Source organism: Chroococcidiopsis sp. CCALA 051, from assembly GCF_003015105.1.
GTDB classification, from domain to species: Bacteria; Cyanobacteriota; Cyanobacteriia; order Cyanobacteriales; family Chroococcidiopsidaceae; genus Chroococcidiopsis; species Chroococcidiopsis thermalis.
This window is the reverse complement of sequence record NZ_PYCI01000055.1, coordinates 1-18,988: the sequence shown is the minus strand read 5'-3', so window position 1 is coordinate 18,988 and position 18,988 is coordinate 1. Positions and strand designations below refer to the sequence as shown.

15 protein-coding genes, 1 tRNA gene and 1 pseudogene are annotated in these 18,988 nt (G+C 43.6%); 11 read left to right on the top strand and 6 right to left on the bottom strand.

Annotated elements, in window-relative coordinates:
• Positions 1-7 precede the first annotated feature (7 nt).
• Positions 8-1,576 carry a GMC oxidoreductase gene (locus tag C7Y66_RS15120; protein WP_106546230.1) on the bottom strand — a complete coding sequence of 523 codons (1,569 nt, stop codon included), beginning with the start codon at positions 1,574-1,576 and terminating at the stop codon, positions 8-10.
• Between the two features lie 1,018 nt (positions 1,577-2,594).
• Here C7Y66_RS15120 and glgX point away from each other — a divergent pair.
• The 7 genes and pseudogenes from glgX (at position 2,595) to C7Y66_RS15090 (ending at position 12,000) form a co-directional block, all read left to right on the top strand.
• On the top strand, positions 2,595-4,712 hold the full coding sequence (gene glgX, locus C7Y66_RS15115) for a glycogen debranching protein GlgX (RefSeq protein ID WP_106546229.1): 2,118 nt from the start codon (positions 2,595-2,597) through the stop codon (positions 4,710-4,712).
• A 37-nt stretch (positions 4,713-4,749) separates the two neighbouring features.
• The gene (locus C7Y66_RS15110) at positions 4,750-6,924 is read left to right on the top strand and encodes an AGE family epimerase/isomerase (protein WP_106546228.1); all 2,175 of its coding nucleotides are present in this window, start codon (positions 4,750-4,752) and stop codon (positions 6,922-6,924) included.
• A 210-nt stretch (positions 6,925-7,134) separates the two neighbouring features.
• Complete coding sequence (locus C7Y66_RS15105; RefSeq protein ID WP_106167057.1) at positions 7,135-8,796, top strand: FAD-dependent oxidoreductase; 1,662 nt, start codon at positions 7,135-7,137, stop codon at positions 8,794-8,796.
• Between the two features lie 2 nt (positions 8,797-8,798).
• Positions 8,799-10,265, top strand: coding sequence for a sensor histidine kinase (locus tag C7Y66_RS15100; RefSeq protein ID WP_015154232.1), 1,467 nt, complete (start codon positions 8,799-8,801; stop codon positions 10,263-10,265).
• 145 nt (positions 10,266-10,410) lie between these two features.
• Positions 10,411-11,394, top strand: a pseudogene (locus tag C7Y66_RS15095) (transposase); the annotation flags it as partial.
• A 231-nt stretch (positions 11,395-11,625) separates the two neighbouring features.
• Positions 11,626-11,778, top strand: a complete 153-nt coding sequence (locus C7Y66_RS31125; protein WP_158265934.1) for a hypothetical protein — start codon at positions 11,626-11,628, stop codon at positions 11,776-11,778.
• Between the two features lie 33 nt (positions 11,779-11,811).
• Complete coding sequence (locus C7Y66_RS15090) at positions 11,812-12,000, top strand: hypothetical protein (RefSeq protein ID WP_106546227.1); 189 nt, start codon at positions 11,812-11,814, stop codon at positions 11,998-12,000.
• Here the strand turns inward: C7Y66_RS15090 and xerC are convergent.
• From xerC to C7Y66_RS15070, 4 genes are all read right to left on the bottom strand, one after another.
• Positions 11,989-12,741 (bottom strand): tyrosine recombinase XerC, encoded by a 753-nt coding sequence (gene xerC, locus C7Y66_RS15085; protein WP_146149799.1) that lies wholly within the window; start codon positions 12,739-12,741, stop codon positions 11,989-11,991. The two genes, C7Y66_RS15090 and xerC, sit on opposite strands and share 12 nt — an antisense overlap.
• Before the next feature lie 67 nt (positions 12,742-12,808).
• Positions 12,809-13,153 (bottom strand): hypothetical protein, encoded by a 345-nt coding sequence (locus tag C7Y66_RS15080; RefSeq protein ID WP_106546225.1) that lies wholly within the window; start codon positions 13,151-13,153, stop codon positions 12,809-12,811.
• A gap of 119 nt (positions 13,154-13,272) precedes the next feature.
• A tRNA-Phe gene (locus C7Y66_RS15075) sits at positions 13,273-13,345 on the bottom strand.
• A gap of 80 nt (positions 13,346-13,425) precedes the next feature.
• Positions 13,426-14,283: a metal ABC transporter permease gene (locus C7Y66_RS15070; RefSeq protein WP_106546224.1), complete on the bottom strand. Its 858-nt coding sequence runs from the start codon at positions 14,281-14,283 to the stop codon at positions 13,426-13,428.
• A 123-nt stretch (positions 14,284-14,406) separates the two neighbouring features.
• On the opposite strand from C7Y66_RS15070, the gene C7Y66_RS15065 reads away from it, so the two are divergent.
• Positions 14,407-14,817 (top strand): helix-turn-helix transcriptional regulator, encoded by a 411-nt coding sequence (locus C7Y66_RS15065; protein WP_106546223.1) that lies wholly within the window; start codon positions 14,407-14,409, stop codon positions 14,815-14,817.
• Here C7Y66_RS15065 and C7Y66_RS15060 read toward each other — a convergent pair.
• Positions 14,814-16,034 (bottom strand): CdaR family transcriptional regulator, encoded by a 1,221-nt coding sequence (locus tag C7Y66_RS15060; protein ID WP_015154236.1) that lies wholly within the window; start codon positions 16,032-16,034, stop codon positions 14,814-14,816. The two genes, C7Y66_RS15065 and C7Y66_RS15060, sit on opposite strands and share 4 nt — an antisense overlap.
• Positions 16,035-16,291: 257 nt before the next feature.
• Between C7Y66_RS15060 and C7Y66_RS15055 the strand changes: the two genes are divergently transcribed.
• From C7Y66_RS15055 to C7Y66_RS15045, 3 genes are all read left to right on the top strand, one after another.
• Positions 16,292-17,395 carry a glycosyltransferase gene (locus C7Y66_RS15055; protein ID WP_106546222.1) on the top strand — a complete coding sequence of 368 codons (1,104 nt, stop codon included), beginning with the start codon at positions 16,292-16,294 and terminating at the stop codon, positions 17,393-17,395.
• Positions 17,396-17,721: 326 nt separating this feature from the next.
• Positions 17,722-18,750, top strand: coding sequence for a glycosyltransferase family 9 protein (locus tag C7Y66_RS15050; RefSeq protein ID WP_106546221.1), 1,029 nt, complete (start codon positions 17,722-17,724; stop codon positions 18,748-18,750).
• Positions 18,751-18,778: 28 nt separating this feature from the next.
• On the top strand, positions 18,779-18,988 hold a 210-nt coding region (locus C7Y66_RS15045; RefSeq protein ID WP_146149798.1), incomplete at its 3' end, for a hypothetical protein.

Genomic DNA, 18,988 nt, shown 5'->3' with positions numbered 1-18,988 from the left:
TCGTAAACTATACAAAATCTTCAGCAATGATTTTTTCTATATTGCGTTCTGCTAAAGCCGCAATCGTAAAGGAAGGATTTGTGATAGCTGTATAGCCAGGAATCATGGCTCCATCCATGACATAAAGACGTTTGTATCCAGCGACACGCCCGTAGCGATCGCAGGCTTTTCCTAGTGTTGCTCCTCCTAAAGGATGCCCAGAGATGGAATTTATAAATTCTGATGTCGGCTGACTGGTTGAGGTCGTATTTTTCTCGTCAAGGATTTGAGCAGTTAACTTGACAGCATCTAACTGAGCGTTGTCTGGAGTCCAGTTCAAGCGGACAGAATCAGTAGATGCGTTGTATGTAAATGTCCCTGTTTGTCGAGGTATACCTAAAGCTAATAACTGTAGCGTACCATCAGCCGCATTTGCATCTGGAATATCCTCAAGAACAGTTGCACCAAGAGGATTATCTAGGTGTTCCAAAACTACACATGCTGGTCCTCCCTTACCAGACACAGACGGTGATAAATTGCTACGAGTTACAATTGCATCTCCATTACCTCCCCAATGTTTGCCAACTTCATCGTTTAATTTCGGTAATAAGCCCGTTGCTTTAGATCTAACTAAAAGCTTGGAAGTTCCAATCGAACCAGCTGCTAAAAATAAATAGCGACAAGTAAAAGACTTCTGAGCGACGACTGCTCCTGATGTGTCAATTTGAGTACATAAAACTCTGTATCCATATTCAGGTACTTCAGTAATATCTGTAACTAGATGTAAAGTTAAAACATCTAATAATCCAGTTTGCTCTGCCTGAAATAGGTAGTTGCGATCTAAGCTATTTTTAGCCCCACTGTTAATACCGTACCAATGATTACCTAGAATTGCAGAAGGTGTCTTTGTTCCTTCTATTTCTTGGCGAATTACATTCCAATCTACTGCAAGATTATATGGATATGTAGCAAAGCCTGCTCTATTTCCTTGTTCGATTAATAACCTAGCGCGATCGTAGTAAGGACTTGCCAAAATATCATCAGGAATGCTTGCGGGTTGTAGGAGCGATCGCACGCGCGGATAATAAACTGCATCCAATTCATCATAGTCCACAACATCAGGAGAAAAAATACCGCTGAAGATTTCGCGCCTGGGTTGGTAAGTAATCGCGTTATAAACTAACGATCCACCTCCAAAGCCAGCCCCATGCAAGATATTAATTCCATTTTCTTGAGAAAAGTCTAGCACTCCTGTAAACGGATCGATGGGAACTCCATTCCATGTCGTATTACTTAACCAGGCAGCTCGACCATCTATTTGTTGAAAAGTAGCAAAAGTATTTCCATCATCTCTGATAGGCCAGCGGATTCCTCGCTCTATCATCAATGTTCTAATCCCAGCTTGTGTCAAGCGCAGAGCCGTAATCGCTCCGCCAAAACCGCTACCAAGGACTAGAGCTTCTACAGCTTCATCTGGAACATTTCGATCTTGGGCGCTCGCGCGATAAATACTAGCTAGCGGACTTAGGGCAGCACTAGCAGAAATAAGTGCAGTAGTTTGCAGAAAGCGACGACGGCTGCGAAACCTATTCTTCATATTTTCTCAATTTATGACGATCGAGTTATGAGATTTCTAAGCAAAGCGGCTAGCGATCTCAAAGTTAACAATTTCTGTTTCGAGAAAAGTAACAACGCTGACTAGACTTTCAATCCATGTATTTTCTATAACTACCAACATCAATTTTTTAACTCGTTCAAAGATATATAGCCTTTGCTTTTGTTTGTCGAGGTATTTTTTTTAGCCAGACACACTAAAAATCCTAAACTCATCCGAAGTATATTTATCAATTTTTTTTTAGAGAAGAGACAAAAATTAGAATTAAGTTTGTATTATTTTGATTTCAATACTCAATATTTTATTTAATATTTCCTTAAGGTTTGACGACAAAATCCCTTATAACTATATTTAACTAGATAACATATGTAAAAATATAAAAATGTACAAAATAACTGAAGTTTAATCTTGTATTTCAAACAGACATGTTTAAATAACTTTGACTCGATCGCGATCGCTTTGATTTTAAATTTTTAAAAATCAAGTTATTTATCAAATTCTACATCAATATTTTTCAAGATATTTTATAATTCACGTTGATTTTAACAAGTCATTAAGCTTGTTAGCAGATGCTTATAAAAAAGTAGCTTTTATAACGTTAATAGTCTAAGACTGAGTAGTTCCTAAAGAATGCAAACTAGCTCCGAAAGTTCAACCATTGCGTTCTTACTACGTGTTTCATAAGCTTTTCAGTATCAAACATCGGCTAAAACTCAATAGTCTTTTGCACAACGCTTAAGTATCGTGCCAAGATGCCGAAGCTTGAGCAAGCAAGCGATCAAAACTGAATTTATCGAGAACAAAGCAATACCCGATCGTCCATTTTTTTCTTGTTTTTTCTTGCTATACGGCTAACAAAAAACTTCAGGCTAATCTAATGAAGTTAGGTCAAATGAATACTGCGTCAGAAGTGGTTTTTGCAAATTTCCAGGTTTTTTACTGAACCTTCAATTACTGAACAGAATCAGTAAATGTCGTAAAAAAATAGTCAGGAAGAGTAATGATTCTAACTACAGCTAAACAGCAATTTGAGCTAGCGAAGACTAAGTATCAATTGGAACCAGGATGCCAACATCCCTTGGGTGCAACGCCAAATTCTGAAGGAGTCAATTTTGCGATCTTTTCAGAACATGCCACGTCTGTAGAACTTTTGTTATTTGAGAATCATGACGATCTTGAACCTGCACAGATTATTCAATTAGATCCCAGGGTAAATAAAACTTTTCACTTTTGGCATGTCTATGTTAGAGGGTTGAAATCTTGCACTTACTACGCTTATCGAGTTAGTGGATCTCAGGACATACAAGCAGGACATCGCTTTAATGAAAATAAGGTATTGCTAGATCCATACGCGAAGGGAAATACCAATACGCTTTGGAACCGCATTGATGCTATAGGGACAAAAGATAACATGGCTACCTCAATGCGTAGCGTAGTCGTTGATATATCGGATTATGACTGGGAAGGCGATCGCCCTCTCAACCGACCCATGAGCGAGACGATCGTGTATGAGCTTCATGTCGCAGGATTTACTAAGTCTCCCTCTTCAGGCTGTCAACGCTGCGGTACTTTCTCTGGAATTGTCGAGAAGATTCCTTATCTAAAAGAGTTGGGGATCACGGCTGTTGAACTGATGCCAATTTTTGACTTTGATGAAAAGAACATTTTTCGGGAGGTTGACGGTAAGCCACTAAGAGACTATTGGGGATACAATCCACATAGCTACTTTGCACCTGAAGGTTCATATTGTACCTCGCCAGAAATAGGGAGCCAGATCCGAGAGTTTCGAGATCTGGTTAAGGCACTGCACAAAGCAGGGATTGAGGTGATCTTGGATGTAGTTTTTAACCACACGGACGAGGGCAACCATGACGGTCCTACGATTAACTTTAAAGGGCTGGACAATAGCATTTACTATCACCTAGTACCGTTCAACAAGTATTACTACATGGACTATTCTGGGTGCGGAAATACTGTTAACTGTAACCATCCTATGGTGGAAAAGTTAATTGTAGATTGCCTAGAATTTTGGGTGAAGGAAATGCACGTTGATGGTTTCCGATTTGACGAAGGCTCTATCCTCGCCAGAGGTCAAGACGGAGTACCGCTAATTCATCCACCAGTCATATGGCACATTGAAACATCTGAAATCTTAGCCGATACCAAAATTATTGCAGAAGCATGGGATGCTGCTGGGCTTTATCAAATTGGCTACTTCCCTGGTTATCGATGGGCAGAATGGAATGGACGCTACCGAGATGATATCCGACGCTTTGTCAAGGGAGATTCAGGATTAGCAGGATCTGCTGCTTGGCGAATTGCTGGTAGCGCCGATCTCTATCAAGCTAGTGGGCATCTACCTATTAATAGCGTTAATTTCATCACTTGCCATGATGGGTTCACTCTCAGCGATTTGGTTTCCTACAACGATAAACACAATGAAGCTAATGGCGAAGGTAATCGCGATGGCATTAATGATAATTTGAGCTGGAATTGTGGTGTTGAAGGGGAGACTGAAGATAGAGAAATTGATGCATTGCGTCGGCGACAGATTAAAAACTTTGCAGCTATTCTTCTGTTGTCGCAGGGCGTACCGATGATTGTGGCTGGCGATGAAGTCAGACGTACTCAACAAGGCAATAATAATGCCTACTGCCAGGATAGTGAGATTAGTTGGTTTGACTGGAGTTTGGTAGAGAAGAATGCTGATATATTCAGATTCTTTAAGCTGGCGATCGAGTTCCGCAAATGCTATTGTCAATCTGCCTTACGCCGTTCCCAGTTCTTCAGTGGCGATGTCAACGAGCGTGGTTTAGCAGATATGTCTTGGCACGGCACAAAGTTGTTTAATCCAGGATGGTACGATCCTCATTCTAGAGTTCTTGCCTTGACTTTAGGCGGTTTTGAAGGAGAAGCAGATATTCATATCATGTTCAATATGTACTGGGATGCTTTAGAATTTGAAACTCCTTCAATTCAAGGTAGGAATTGGTACAAAGTCATTGATACTGCGGAACCTTCCCCGATGGACATCATGGAGTCAGGGAAAGAAATCTTGGTTTCAGGCAATGTTTGCCCTGTCAAAGAGCGTAGTGTCGTCGTTCTCGTTTCCAAATAGTTAGTCAAACATTAATTTCCACGCAGGGAGATCTTCAATGAGTAACATGGGTTTTTCATTTTCGGACTCGATCGCAGGATACGTAACAGAAGTTGACTTAAGCAGAAATACTTTCAACCTGAAAACTTCTGATGGTAGAAATTTTGAGATTGCATTAACCTCAACAACTTACGCAGAAATGGTTCGCAATCTGGGAGAACCGTATTATGACTGTACTAGCCAAATGCAGTCAATGCTCGTTCGCGATCGCTATCTTTTTGCCTATGGCATCTTTTATCCTGAAGTAGATCGAAACAAGATTGAAGCCAAACACATTGTCTTTTTGGGTCGGACAGAAAACGAGTATCTGTTTGAAAGACCGGACTGGTGGGTAAAACAGATTAGTAATCTTGCCAATTTTTATCTGAAAGCACAGTTTGAAGATGGCGAAATTGACTATCGGAAATACCGCACTGGAATCGGTTTAGTGGGTTCCAAAGAAGATTCCAATCGTCAAGAAACTGATACCATTTCTCGCTTAGTTTACGGTTTCGCCACAGCATACATGATGACTGGCGACGATCGCTACATAGAAGCAGCGGAAAAAGGTACTGAATATCTGCGCGAACACATGCGTTTTCTCGATGAGGGCGAAGAAATTTGCTACTGGTATCATGGTGTTGATGTGAAGCCAGATGGTAGCGAGCAGAAAATATTTGCCTCAGAATTTGGGGATGATTATGATGCACTGCCAGCATACGAGCAAATTTATGCCTTGGCTGGTCCCACCCAAACTTATCGGGTGACAGGCGATCCGCACATCATGAAAGACATTGAATTAACTGTCAATTTATTTAACCGCTATCTCTTAGACAAAACAGATAAAGGCGGCTTTTTCTCTCACATCGATCCCATTACCCTCAGCCCTTATGCCGAGTCTTTAGGGAGAAACCGCGCGAAAAAGAACTGGAACTCAGTTGGCGACCATGCCCCAGCCTATTTGATCAACCTTTGGTTAGCAACTGGCGAAGACAAATACGCCGACTTCCTTGAGTATACGTTTGACACCATTGAGAAACGTTTCCCAGATTTCGACAATAGCCCATTTGTGCAGGAACGTTTCTATGAAGATTGGAGCCACGACACGACGTGGGGTTGGCAGCAGAACCGAGCAGTGGTGGGTCATAACCTCAAAATTGCTTGGAACCTGATGCGCATGAACCATTTGAAACCGAAAGAAAGGTATACCACTTTAGCCGAAGAAATTGCCGAGATTATGCCAGATGTTGGTAGCGATCGCCAACGTGGGGGTTGGTACGATGTCGTAGAGCGCAGTTTGGAACCAGGACAAGAAGTACACCGCTTTGTCTGGCACGACCGCAAGGCTTGGTGGCAGCAAGAGCAAGCGATTCTAGCTTACTTAATCCTGGCTGGTTCGCTTGGTAATACTGAGTATCGACGCTTAGCACGGGAGTCAGCAGCTTTCTATAATGCTTGGTTCCTCGACAACCAGTCTGGTGGTGTCTATTTTAATGTCTTGGCAAACGGAATTCCTTATCTAATGGGTACTGAGCGTGGCAAAGGTAGCCATTCGATGAGCGGCTACCACTCGTTTGAGTTAGCTTACTTGGCGGCGGTTTACACAAATCTGCTAATTACAAAACAGCCAATGAACTTGTACTTTAAGCCCAGACCGGGAGCATTTAAAGACAACCTTCTGCGAGTTACACCGGATATTCTGCCACCAGGTAGCGTGCGGATTGGTGAAGTATGGATTGACGATCGACCGTATACTGATTTTGATGCCGATAAACTGACTGTCAAACTGCCTGATACTCGCGATTCAGTGAGAGTCAGAGTTAGAATTCTACCAATTCAGGTTTTCTTTGATGCCGCTTTACTGGAAGTCGCTGATGGGACTGCCAAGATTTCATTAACTGGCTTACTAGATGTAAATGCAATACCAATTCTGGAAGCAGAGTTAGAAAAGGTACAAACACAGCCACTCAAACGCCTCGTCTTTCTGTTACAAGACTTAAAGTGTATCTCTAGTGCTGGACTGCGTTTTCTGATTTTCACAAAGCAAAAGCTAGGTTCTGACGTTCAAATTCATATAGTTGGCGCACAGGAAAATGTGCAGAATTACCTCAAGATGAGTTCATTCTGTCAAGGCATTACTGTGTCCGATCGGTATGATGTGACTGAAACAGCCAACGTGTATTTAGTTCCCTAAGAATCACTACCCATCTGTAGGACGAAAAACCCTGACACCAAATAATTGCTGAGTTAGTGCTTAGTGTTTGGTAAACCAGATTTTGCACGTGTTTTCCTGCCTGTTGTCATACCATTACTACACTGTGTGGGAACATTTGACCAAGCAGGGACACTTGCATCGAAAATTTCGCTGCTGGTCGTAACGCGACTAGGTTATGAAGGAGTAACTGTGGCTAATCCTGTTCTGTTAACTTTAGACGACGATCCAGGAGTTTTGCGAGTCATTGAGCGCGATCTCCGACGGGAGTATGGTAGCCGATTTCGAGTCATGCGATCGGAATCGGGTTTAACAGCTCTGAAGGCACTGCAACAAGTTAAGTTACGCAGGGAAATGGTGGCACTATTCTTGGTAGATCAGCGGATGCCAGAGATCGCAGGGGTAGAGTTTCTCGAACAGGCGATGGAACTCTTTCCAGATGCAAAGCGGGTCTTGCTAACTGCATATGCGGATACCGATGCTGCCATCCGCGCCATCAACACAGCAAAGATTGATTACTACCTTCTCAAGCCGTGGGACCCGCCACATGAAAAACTATATCCCGTGCTGGACGATTTACTAGATGATTGGATTTCGTCTTGTCGTCCGCCCTTTGAAGGTTTGCGAATTGTTGATTCGCGTTGGTCGCCCCATCTGCATCAAATCAAAGATTTTTTGGCTCGCAATCATGTGCCTTATCAATGGCTGGACATTGAGGTAGAAGCAGAGGCACACCAATGGACTAACTACACCGAATCTGGTGCTGCAAATTTACCACTGGTATTATTTCCTGATGGTTCTCACTTAATACAACCGACAAATACGCAAATTGCCCAGAAACTCGGATTGCGAACCCATGCCCAAATGCCATTCTACGACTTAGCGATCGTCGGTGCTGGTCCAGCGGGTTTAGCAGCAGCAGTCTACGGAGCGTCTGAGGGATTGCGAACCGTGTTAATTGAAAAAGAAGCCCCAGGCGGGCAAGCAGGAACGAGTTCTCGGATTGAGAACTACTTGGGCTTTCCCGTTGGACTGAGTGGAGCGGATCTAGCCAGACGTGCAGTAACTCAAGCCAAACGGTTCGGCGTGGAGATTCTCTCGCCACAAGAGGTGACTGGTGTTCGAGTCGCCGATCCCTATCGTATTTTGACACTGAGCGATGGCACAGAGGTTTGCTGTCATGCAATGCTTATTGCTACTGGTATCTCGTATCGCAGACTTGATATACCTGGAATTGATAATCTGATCGGAGCTGGCGTATATACTGGGGCAGCAATGACTGAAGCACTCTCTTGCTTAAATCAAGAGATTTACATCGTTGGCGGGGCTAACTCAGCTGGACAAGCAGCAGTCTATCTTGCTAAATACGCCAGTCGTGTCAGAATGCTGGTGCGCGGCGATTCTCTCGCTAAAAGCATGTCCCAATATTTAATAGAGCAGATCTCAGCGACAGAGAACATTGAAGTTAGAGTACACTCTAGCATTGCCCAGGTTCATGGTGAAAACTGCCTAGAAGCAGTTACGATTGCTGATGCCCAGACAGGCGAAAAGCGAACTGTTCCGACAAACTTACTCTTTGTCATGATTGGTGCCAAACCACGTACAGATTGGTTAGATGGCATCGTGGCAAGAGACGAACAAGGATTTATCTTGACCGGAGCAAGTTTAAACCGTAATGGATGCTGCAACAAAGGATGGATGCTCGATCGCGAGCCTTTTCTGCTCGAAAGTAGCGTACCTGGGATATTTGTGGCTGGAGATGTGCGCCACGGTTCGGTGAAGCGCATTGCTTCAGGGGTAGGAGAAGGTTCGATTGCCGTTCAGTTTATTCATCAGTACCTTAGTAAGATGTAATTATGCTTGAAGCTTTAAGGCAAACAGCGCTCTTTGCAGAACTCACAGACGAGCAATTGCAATGGTTAGCCGAACACGGTAGCCTGATTCAGCTAGCCGCTGGAGAGTATCTAGCGCTTGAAGGAGAGCCGCCGAAAAATTTTTACGTGCTTGCAGAAGGCGAAATACAGCTGACAAAGAAGGTTGGTGATATAGAAAGGCATATGATGACCTTTGGACCAGGAACGTATACAGGTCACGAGTTAATTTTATTAGATATGCCTTACTTTGCTAGCGGACGAGCTACAAAAGCAAGTCGCGTGTTGAAATGGGACACACATGCTTTCTGGCAAATGCTAACCAGATGTCCTTCGATTACACGGGATCTGCTGGTCATAACAGCCCAGCGGACACAAATCTTGGAAACAACATCACGACACCACGAAAAGCTACTTGCACTAGGTACTATGGCAGCTGGTCTTGCCCACGAACTTAACAATCCAGCAGCAGCAGTCAGTCGAGGTGCGAAGCACATGCACGAATTATTTCAAGAATTGCTCTTGCTAGCACTCAGTCTGAACCAGCAGCAGATGACAAGCACGCAAATGACTTTTCTGGCAAACATTTTGCAAGACGCGATCGCGCGCGCCGCAACACCACTACAGTTAGATCCGCTCGTGCAGAGCGATCGGGAAGATGAGATCGCCATCTGGCTTGAGGCAAACGGCGTTGAAGATAGTTGGAATCTCGCCCCTACCCTGGCAGTAGCAGGACTGGATACAGAATGGCTAGATGTTGTCATAGAACATGTGCCTACTCAATCCTTGGGTAAAGTACTGACCTGGATTGAAGCAACTCTAACTGGGTTGGGGTTGTTAGACGAAATTGAGCAAAGCGCGGGACGCATTTCTGAGCTAGTGAAAGCAGTCAAAGAGTATTCCTATATGGATCGAGCGCCAATGCAGGATTTAGACGTACACCAGGGAATTGAAAGTACGTTAATTATGCTAGGTCACAAACTTAAGGGTGGTGTAACTGTGTCGCGCAAGTACGATCGCAGCCTGCCTACTATTTGCGCCTATGGAAGTGAGTTGAACCAAGTTTGGACTAACTTGATTGACAATGCGATCGATGCAATGGACGGACGCGGACAAATCTGGATTCGTACAGCGTTAGACAATAATGATTTGCTCGTAGAGATTGCTGACAATGGACCAGGCATTCCGCCAGACATTCAAGGGCGTATCTTCGAGCCATTTTTTACCACTAAGGGTGTGGGTCAAGGAACCGGCTTAGGTTTGGTGATTAGCTATCGAATTATTGAGAAACATAGAGGCGACATCCGCTTTCATTCTGAGCCAGGCAACACTTGCTTTCACATTCGCCTGCCGATCGCTCCGTGTCAAGTGCAAAATCGTCAGGAAAACTCAAGTACTCAACTTTCAAGTACTCAACTTTCATCAATCTTAGTGGGTGGCGAGCTATGCTAAAAAGGGCATTGCTCACAAGTTAAGGTTGCCAAAGATTTGTCAAGAGGCGGGCAAAGATAGTGTAAAACTCATAGCAGATAAGCTATAGAGGGATGAAGCCGTGAGCCGGAGCAAGCGCGACCATGCCAAAAAGCAGCATCGCCCAATGGTAGAAGATGAAGCCATTGCCTCGCAACTAGAAGCTTTATTGACACCAGCTATAACCTCCCAAGAAAACTACTACCGTCAGCTGGGGTTAAGAGACAGAATTCTCAACCTACCGTTAATGGTAGCGGCGGTATTAACCTTGCTATGGCGAGATGTGGCGGGAGTTACGGAACTGACAAGAATGTTGGCAAGGGAGGGGTTTCTATGGTGCAGTCCCAAAGCTGTCAGTCAACAAGCAATAGCGAGAGCGGTTTTTATCATTTCCAGCCCAGATATTTGAGAAAGTTTTTAAGGATTTGCTACCAAATTTAACAACAAGTTGGCAAGCTAGAAGCCAGCGAAAAATACCTGAAAGTGTTCAATTTACTATGTCAAAGTTTGAAAAATTTGGATAGTAGATTGTTCGGTTTTAGAAGCATTGTTTTGCAAGCTGAATAGTCTTAAAGATGTTCCGCAAGGACAATTAGCCAGAAAAATGGGGACTGTAATAGATTTAAGCACTCGATTACCTGTAGAGATTTAGTTTCAGGAAAATTCTAAAGCTTCTGAGATCAAATTTGAGTTAGATATCTTAAACTTAGTCACAGCCAAAACTTTACTTTTGCTGGACAGAGGATTTTATCACTTTAATTTTTGGCTTTTGTTAATCGAATAAAAAGTTGATTTTATTACTCGGTTAAAGAAAGGAGCATCAATTAAGCCCTTTCAAACATTTACGCACAGCTATGCGCTACGAGATCGTTTAGTCCGTCTAGGTTCAGGTACGAAAAAAACTCCATTTATTACCTTACGTCTAATTGAAGTTCGTTCGGGAAAGACTTGGCATTTTTATTTAATCAGTGTACTCGATCCAACTATTTTACCACCGTATGTTGTGGCTGATGTATATCAAAAGCGTTGGCGAATTGAAGAGGCTTTTAATACAGGAAAAAGGCTCTTAAGTTTAAGTTACTTGTGGACTGGTTCTGTTAACGGTATTCAATAAAATTACCTAAATTAACGGCGGTCGCAAAGCTTGCTACGACAATAACCAATAAAAATAATTTAGATTCAGGCGTAGTCGAGTAGTAGCAGGACACGAGAATATTACTCTAGATAACAAACATTACTCTTAGCCAAAATAAACTCTGTCCTGTCAGCTATAATCACGGCTACAAAATTCAAAAGGATCGGTGGGTGCTGGTAGGCACGCTAATAATTTTTCACTAAACAGATGGAAGCTGTAGAAGATATCCAACGTGCAATATTGGCTGCAATCAGAGAGCAGACACAGGCAATTCAGTCTTCAGAGAAGACGATTCAGGAAGCGCAGCGCACTCAGCAGCAATTAATAGATGTTTACAGGCGAACGCTAACAGATCGATGAGTAGGATCTGATGATGTTGCCTGTGAATTCGGCATGGCAATATCTGCTCGCTCGATTACCAATCGCATCCAAGACGGTAGACTGGAGCAGGGAATTCACTGGATTAACACTAGTGACGGCGATCGCCCTACTTATTTAATCTGCGTCCGCACGGTAATGGAATACTTCAAAAAACCCCCTCAGAAGCGCCGTCCGCCTAAAAGAAATCGCTTACAAAATTGACGGCACTTGATATTTTTCAATTACTCCTGCATAACGCTCCAGAATTATTCTGGCGCTATTGCCAACCCAGCGAGCAATTTGGGGTATAGGGATATTTTTCTCAATACAGTGAGTAATGAAGGTATGGCGAGTCTGGTACTGATAGCGATAACGAATTCCTTGTTTGAGCAGCACGGACTTCCAAGCACGATTGAGAAAATTGTGGGCATCAATTAGCTTACCCCTAGGGGAGACAAACACAGGGGAATCTGGAATCGGGTTTTCCGATCGCAGGGATAGCAGCAACTCTCTCAGTTTTTCATCACTAGGAAACTTCCGCTTTCGCGTCTTTGGACCTTTTCGATGACCTTCAACCACTGCTTCCTCAAACAAAATAGTAGACAAGTCGCTACTGACGTGCTTCCACTGCAAACCAATAGCTTCAGAAGTACGGCATCCTGTCATGAAGAGAAATTTAACAAATGGCGTGTAGTGCTTGAAATATCTGTCCCTCTCGAATCCCCGCACAATAGCTGCTATCTCTGCTCGGTCAAAGGGATCGATCTCATCCGCCTCAGATTTGGCTACCTTGATTTTGCTTGCCATTCCCTCAAAGGGATTTGACTCTAGTATTGCCCGTTCGACAGCCCATTTACAGCAAGCATTCAGTTGTACCAGTACCCGTCTAGAAGTGTTTGCGGTTTTAGTAGCAAGCAGGCGATCGCGAAGTGCGACTGCATTCTCTAGATCTAGCTCAGCCAAAGCCACTAAATGGTTTCGTACTTTTTTAAAATCTTTATTGAGGGTAGTGATACTGACAGAACTCGCTCTATGCTCCACATACTTGTCCCATAGGTTCAGCAATTGAGCTGTAAACGATTGCTGTTGGGATCTTTTCGTGTGTAGGTATGGCTCCTTTGGAAAACTCCCGCTTTGCCAACAAAGAGCCAACTAGCTTCGCCTCGTTCTCGGCATAGGTAAAGCCAGCAGGATTGCAGTAAACTCCCAGATAAATTTCTTGGCGAAACGGTTTATCTTTTGTTGAGTTAGGTCGCGGTGGGAGAGTTCCGCGCAAGCACAAGCGATCGCCTCGCTGCTGGACGCTAACCCCTACCTTCCCAGCCTTAAGTCGAGCGTTAATCTGGCGAATTCTCTCCTCAATATCTAGCGCCAAAATTCACCCCAAAATTCACACCGATTTTACTCGTTAATTCTGCTATTTTTTGCAGGTTTTTACAAGTCAGGGTGTGCTGAATCAACGGCTAGAAACCGCCCTATGAGCTAGATTAGCGATGCCAGGAACCAGAATTGAACTGGTGACACGAGGATTTTCAGTCCTCTGCTCTACCAACTGAGCTATCCCGGCGAAGTTGGTGCGTCAATTTTTGGCGCTTTATTAAGGTAGCAAACTTATCAGACCTTGGCAAGGGTTAGGCGCGAAATTTCTTATGCCGTTTTCCAGATGAGCTTCACCCAACTGAAAATGAATGTAAATAGCAAGAATTGGACGAGAACGATACTAGGACCAGAAGCAAAGTTGAGTAGACCCGATAACATAATGCCGACAATGCTACTAACGACCCCAAGCATCACGGAAATGACTAAAAAGCGGGTAAAATGATGACTCACAAGCTTGGCAGTAGCGGCGGGAATGACCAAAAAAGCATTCACCAATAACACGCCTACAGCCTTAATTGCTACGGCTACAGCTAGTGACAGCAAGACAACAAAAGCGTAGCGATAGAGGCGCACGGGGATACCCTGCACCTGTGCCACTGTAGGGTTAAGAGTCAAGAGAATCTGCTGACGCAGGGTAGGTAGTAAGAAAATAATGCTGCCAATTAACACCAAAGAGGTCAAGATCAGATCCGTAGTATCGATCGCCAGAATATCTCCGAATAGGACTCCCATCAAATTGCCGCGATATCCTTGGATCAGGCTGCTGAGGATGACACCTATTGCTAATGCACCCGATAGTACTACACTCAATACGCTATCACTCGACAAATTTGTTTGGTCAATTAAATAGAGGACAACTAAGCCGAATGCAAGGGTAAATGGGAGTAGCATCCAGGTAGGATTTAACTGAAGCAAAACCCCTAAAGCAACGCCTACCAAAGCTGCATGACCTACAGCATGACTGAAAAAAGATAACTGTCGTAGGGTGACGAAGCTACCCAGGAAACCGCCAAGGATACCCATTAATATCGCTCCTGCGATCGCCCTTTGCATGAAGGGAAACTGAAGCAGTTCGAGTAGGTTATTAACTCCAGCAATAGCAAGCCAGCTAAACTCTAAAATCATTGAACCAACTTATTCTTAAACAGAGCATATCCTAGACCGCGCTATAGTTGGGCTACATAGTTGGGCTATACTTAGGGTGTCTGAAGATTTAATCCAGCAAACACAGTCTTTTATTATCACCCAATGTCAGTTTACTCTGCTTCCGATCGGGCTAAACCAAACTCTACCTCAGAGGCGGATCGTCTTCAGTGCCATCCACCACATCCTGTAGACGTGGATGGAGTTCATCATTTACAAAGCTGCGTCCTGAAAACTGAGAAAGCGCAGCGGATGGCTGAATTTTTTAGCCTCTTAGGAGATGCCAATCGGTTACGAATTCTTTCATTATTGGCACAAAAAGAACTCTGTGTCTGCGATTTAGCCGCCACTCTAGACATGACTGAATCGGCTGTCTCCCATCAGTTGCGGACATTACGTGCTATGCGGTTGGTGAGTTATCGCAAGCAGGGACGCAATGTTTTTTACAACCTCCAAGATAGTCACGTTCTTAATCTCTATCAATCTGTTGCCGAACACTTGGACGAGGAAATCTAGTATTGAAGCTTACGTAATAGCAACGCTAACCGAATTTGTACTGCATCATCAAAGCGCCGTGGGTCGAGACCGATTAACGAAGCTATTTTATCAAGACGATAATTCAGAGTATTGCGGTGAATCAAAAGCTGCTTGGCTGTAGCTGAAGGGCTACAATCACGGGCAAAAAACGCCTCTACGGTTGTTAATAATTCCAATTCGCAATCGAGCGGACTGAGTAAATGCGTGGCTAATTCAATCTTGGTTTGTTCGTCAGCTACGCCAATAAATGCAGCAATTCCCAGACGATCTAAACAATAGACGCGATCGCAACCGTTAAAGCGATGACCGAGTGAGAGTGCCATCCTCGCATCTTGATACGAGCGCGCTAAACCAAGAATACCTGGATGATAGCGACCGATACCAATACTAATTGCTGCTCCTGTATCGCTGCGCAAGCGCATTAGCAAAGCGTCACCCGCACGTTTAAGTGCAGCTAGATTCGTCCATAACGCATTCAATGAATCTGTATGATTTCCTCGTTCTGCCCAACTGCCAAGATTTTTGGTATTGCTAGCTTTTAAAACTACCAATTCGCCGTTACCTAAATCGGCACAGATCGTATCATCTGGTAAGTGAAAAAAGTTGACTATGCTGCCGATCGCATATTGCGTGCGGCGGCGTTGTCGCACCGTAGCTTTTTCTAAATTCTTGCCGTCTGATTCACCTGCTGAAGGTTTTAATACGTATTGAGCAGCATCGATCAAAATTACCGCTCGCGGAGGTGATAAATCTAGACCTAATAGCTTTGCCTGCCTTAAAATTTCTGTTTCATCGATAATTTGACCGTGTAACAGATGATTGACGAACTGATTCTTCAACGCTTGTTGGTTAGGTCGATGGTTCAGTACAGTGGCTTGATTGATTATCAATTCAACTAGAACTTTTGCTAGACGCGGTGAAATTGTTTCACCATTAAATGGTTCTCCAATTGCGACTTCACCTACTTCTGATTTGAGGTGTAGCGGAACTCGTAAATAGTTCGTTTCTTGTTGCTCCTGAAAATGAAAAACTTTGCCAATTCGCTCGCATTTACTACTGGCAACGATAATATTATTACAATTTACTACAAATACTTGAGTTGACAAAAGTTCTGTTATTTTACTTGTTACTAATCGAGCAACTTGTGTAAACTGCGTAGTATGGGTAAAAGATATATGCGTCGAATTACGTTGCATTGAGTTTCAACTTTATTTCTTATACATGTAAATCGTCAGAATCAAGAATTAAAATTATGCGTCTTATCGCTCAAGAATAGCCATTGCTACTCCGGCTTACTTCTGCCTAAAGATATAATTCTTTGTATGTTTGTTTGGTAGTTTTATTTACTAAAACTTTTTTAAGTTTTAACGATAACAGAGTACACAATTGATGCATTATTACTATTTCAATAATCAATTGAATCAAAAAATATTGAATCACTGACAAATAACAAATGCAAGTAGTCATTTATACAGATTCCGGCGGAATTGGTGGTGCAGAGATTAGTTTAAGCCACTTGGTTGCTAGCGTTTCAGATCGAATTGAAGTAACAGTCATAGGTACATCTGAGCTTGTCGTGGAAGCGATCGCCCGACAACGCCCTCAAACCGCGAAGATAGTCTTACCTAAGACACCAATTCATTCGCTGTTGGCTCATCTCACAGCTTTATTACAACTACGTCCTGACGTAGTACATGTTAATCTCTGTACGCCTTGGGCGGGAGCAATGGGTTTAGCTGCTGCTTTAATCTTACCTGGGGCGCGAGTCGTGCGAGTCGATCAACTACCACTACGGACAACGGACTTACTGACTTGGTGGCGGACGCGAGTACTTTCGTTACGAGTTGACGCTCATGTTGCTGTTGGTGAAGCGAGTGCGCGGTTAATGGAAGATTTTTATGCCCTCGGTCGTAATTCGGTGGTTTCCGTTCCTAATTGCGTTCCCGATTTGGCTGAGGAACTTCAACTCTTGACTGTTCGCCCTGAAGGAAAAGTAACAATCGGTAGCGTCGGGCGGCTGGATGCAATGAAAGGACATGACATATTGTTACGAGCGATCGCATCTGTTGATGGAGTGCAACTAGCCATTCTGGGTGAAGGAGACGAACGGGCAAATTTAGAGCAATTAGCGATGGAACTCGGAATAAGCGATCGCGTTAATTTACTCGGCTGGGTAGAAAATCCGCGTGCATACCTACCACAATTCGATATTGTCGCTCAACCATCGCGATCGGAAGGTTTTCCCCTAGCAATTGTAGAGGCGATGCTGGCTACACGTCCTGTGGTTGCCACTCGCGTCGGTAGCGTGGCTGAAGCAGTTATCGATGGGGAAACAGGATTTCTAGTCAATAGAAATGATGTTGTAGGGCTAGCATCAGCACTAAAACAGTTAAGAGATGATCCGCAATTGCGCTGGCGTTTTGGTCAAAGAGGGCGAGAAATTGCCAAAGCTAATTTTACAGTTAAGCAGATGAGCGATCGCTACGAACTACTGTGGCGCGAATTATTAGCCCGACCTCAAGTACCTAGATTATTTGTTCCTCGTCCTAAAGATTAATAGGTCATTTGTCATTGGTCATTTGTCATTTGTGAGGGGTATAGGGCTGGCATGGCTCGCTTTAGAAAAGCATGGCTTAGGATTGCTATTTTCAAAGATTGCTACAATTATCTAAGTATGAAAAAATACTTCATCCTTTGCAGAAGATCGACACTTTTACGCAAGGTTAAATCTACCTATAGAAAGAAGAAAAAAGATTATTTTTCTCAATTGTGCAATTGCACAATTTTTAGCTGAATAAATCAGTAATTATTTGGACAAATGCCCAATGAAAAAATCTAGACTGCTTGCCTAAGATAGTTGGACAAAAGTAGGCGAGTCAGTCTATGAGTTACAGCCATCGACTCCCAAAAGTATCGCAAGTGGCGATCGCCCGTTGCTTACCAGGACTAGGCGATCTACTATGCATTGTTCCGGCGTTGAGGGCTTTACGTGCTGCCTTACCTGAAGCACGTATGACACTGATTGGTTTACCTAACGCTCAAAGCTTTGTGAAGCGATTCAACTGCTATATAGATGCTTGGTTGGAGTTTCCAGGTTATCCAGGGATTCCTGAAGGATGGCGATCGCCCCAACATACTCAGGCATTTTTAACTCAGGTGCAAGCGCAAGCCTTCGATCTAGTCATTCAAATGCACGGTAGCGGTATTGTGAGTAATTCGTTCGTAGTATTACTAGGAGCGAAATTGAATGCAGGCTTTTTCTTGCCAGGATATTACTGTCCCGATCCAGAGTGGTTTTTACCCTATCCAGATCGAGAAGTAGAAGTAAGACGGCATCTACGTTTGATGGCATTTTTAGACATTCCCTTACAGGGCGAACAACTAGAATTTCCGCTTTGGGAATCTGACTGGTGGGAATTACAACAAATATCTGCGGTGCATGACTTACAATCTCAGCATTATATTTGCATTCATCCAGGTGCAAGTATAAGCGATCGCCGTTGGTCGCCACGTCAATTTGCCCTTGTTGCCGATGCATTAGCTCAACAAGGGTTTGCGATCGTTCTCACCGGAACCGCAGCAGAAACAGGTTTAACTGAAGCGGTTGCCGAGGCAATGAATACCCCTGCAATTAACTTAGCAGGACGCACCAGTTTAGGCGCATTAGGGGCATTACTCAAACAAGCTGCACTTTTGGTATGCAACGATACTGGAGTCTCGCATTTAGCATCTGCTTTACAAGTTAAGAGCGTAGTCATATTTTCTAACTCCGATCCCGATCGCTGGAGACCTCTAGATCGCGATCGCCATCGAATTGTTTTTGCTAGTAATGAAGGTGCGATCGCCTCTGTCTTAACTCAAGCAAAAGACCTCTTACAACAGGAGGCAAGTAAGTCAAAAGTTAAAAGTTAAAAGTCAAAAATATGTAACGGCTTATTGTATGCAAATTAACTGGCAACAGGTGCGGCATTTACTCGTTATTTTTGTCGGAGATCTAGAAACAGAATTAACTTTCTTAGAAGGTGAGTTACAGAAAGTACGAGAAACATCAACGGATGCAGAGATTACTTTATTACTCCCTAGAACTCAGGAGACAGAAAAGGACAAAGGGACAAGGAAGACAAGGGAGACAAGGGAGCTTTTCTCCCCC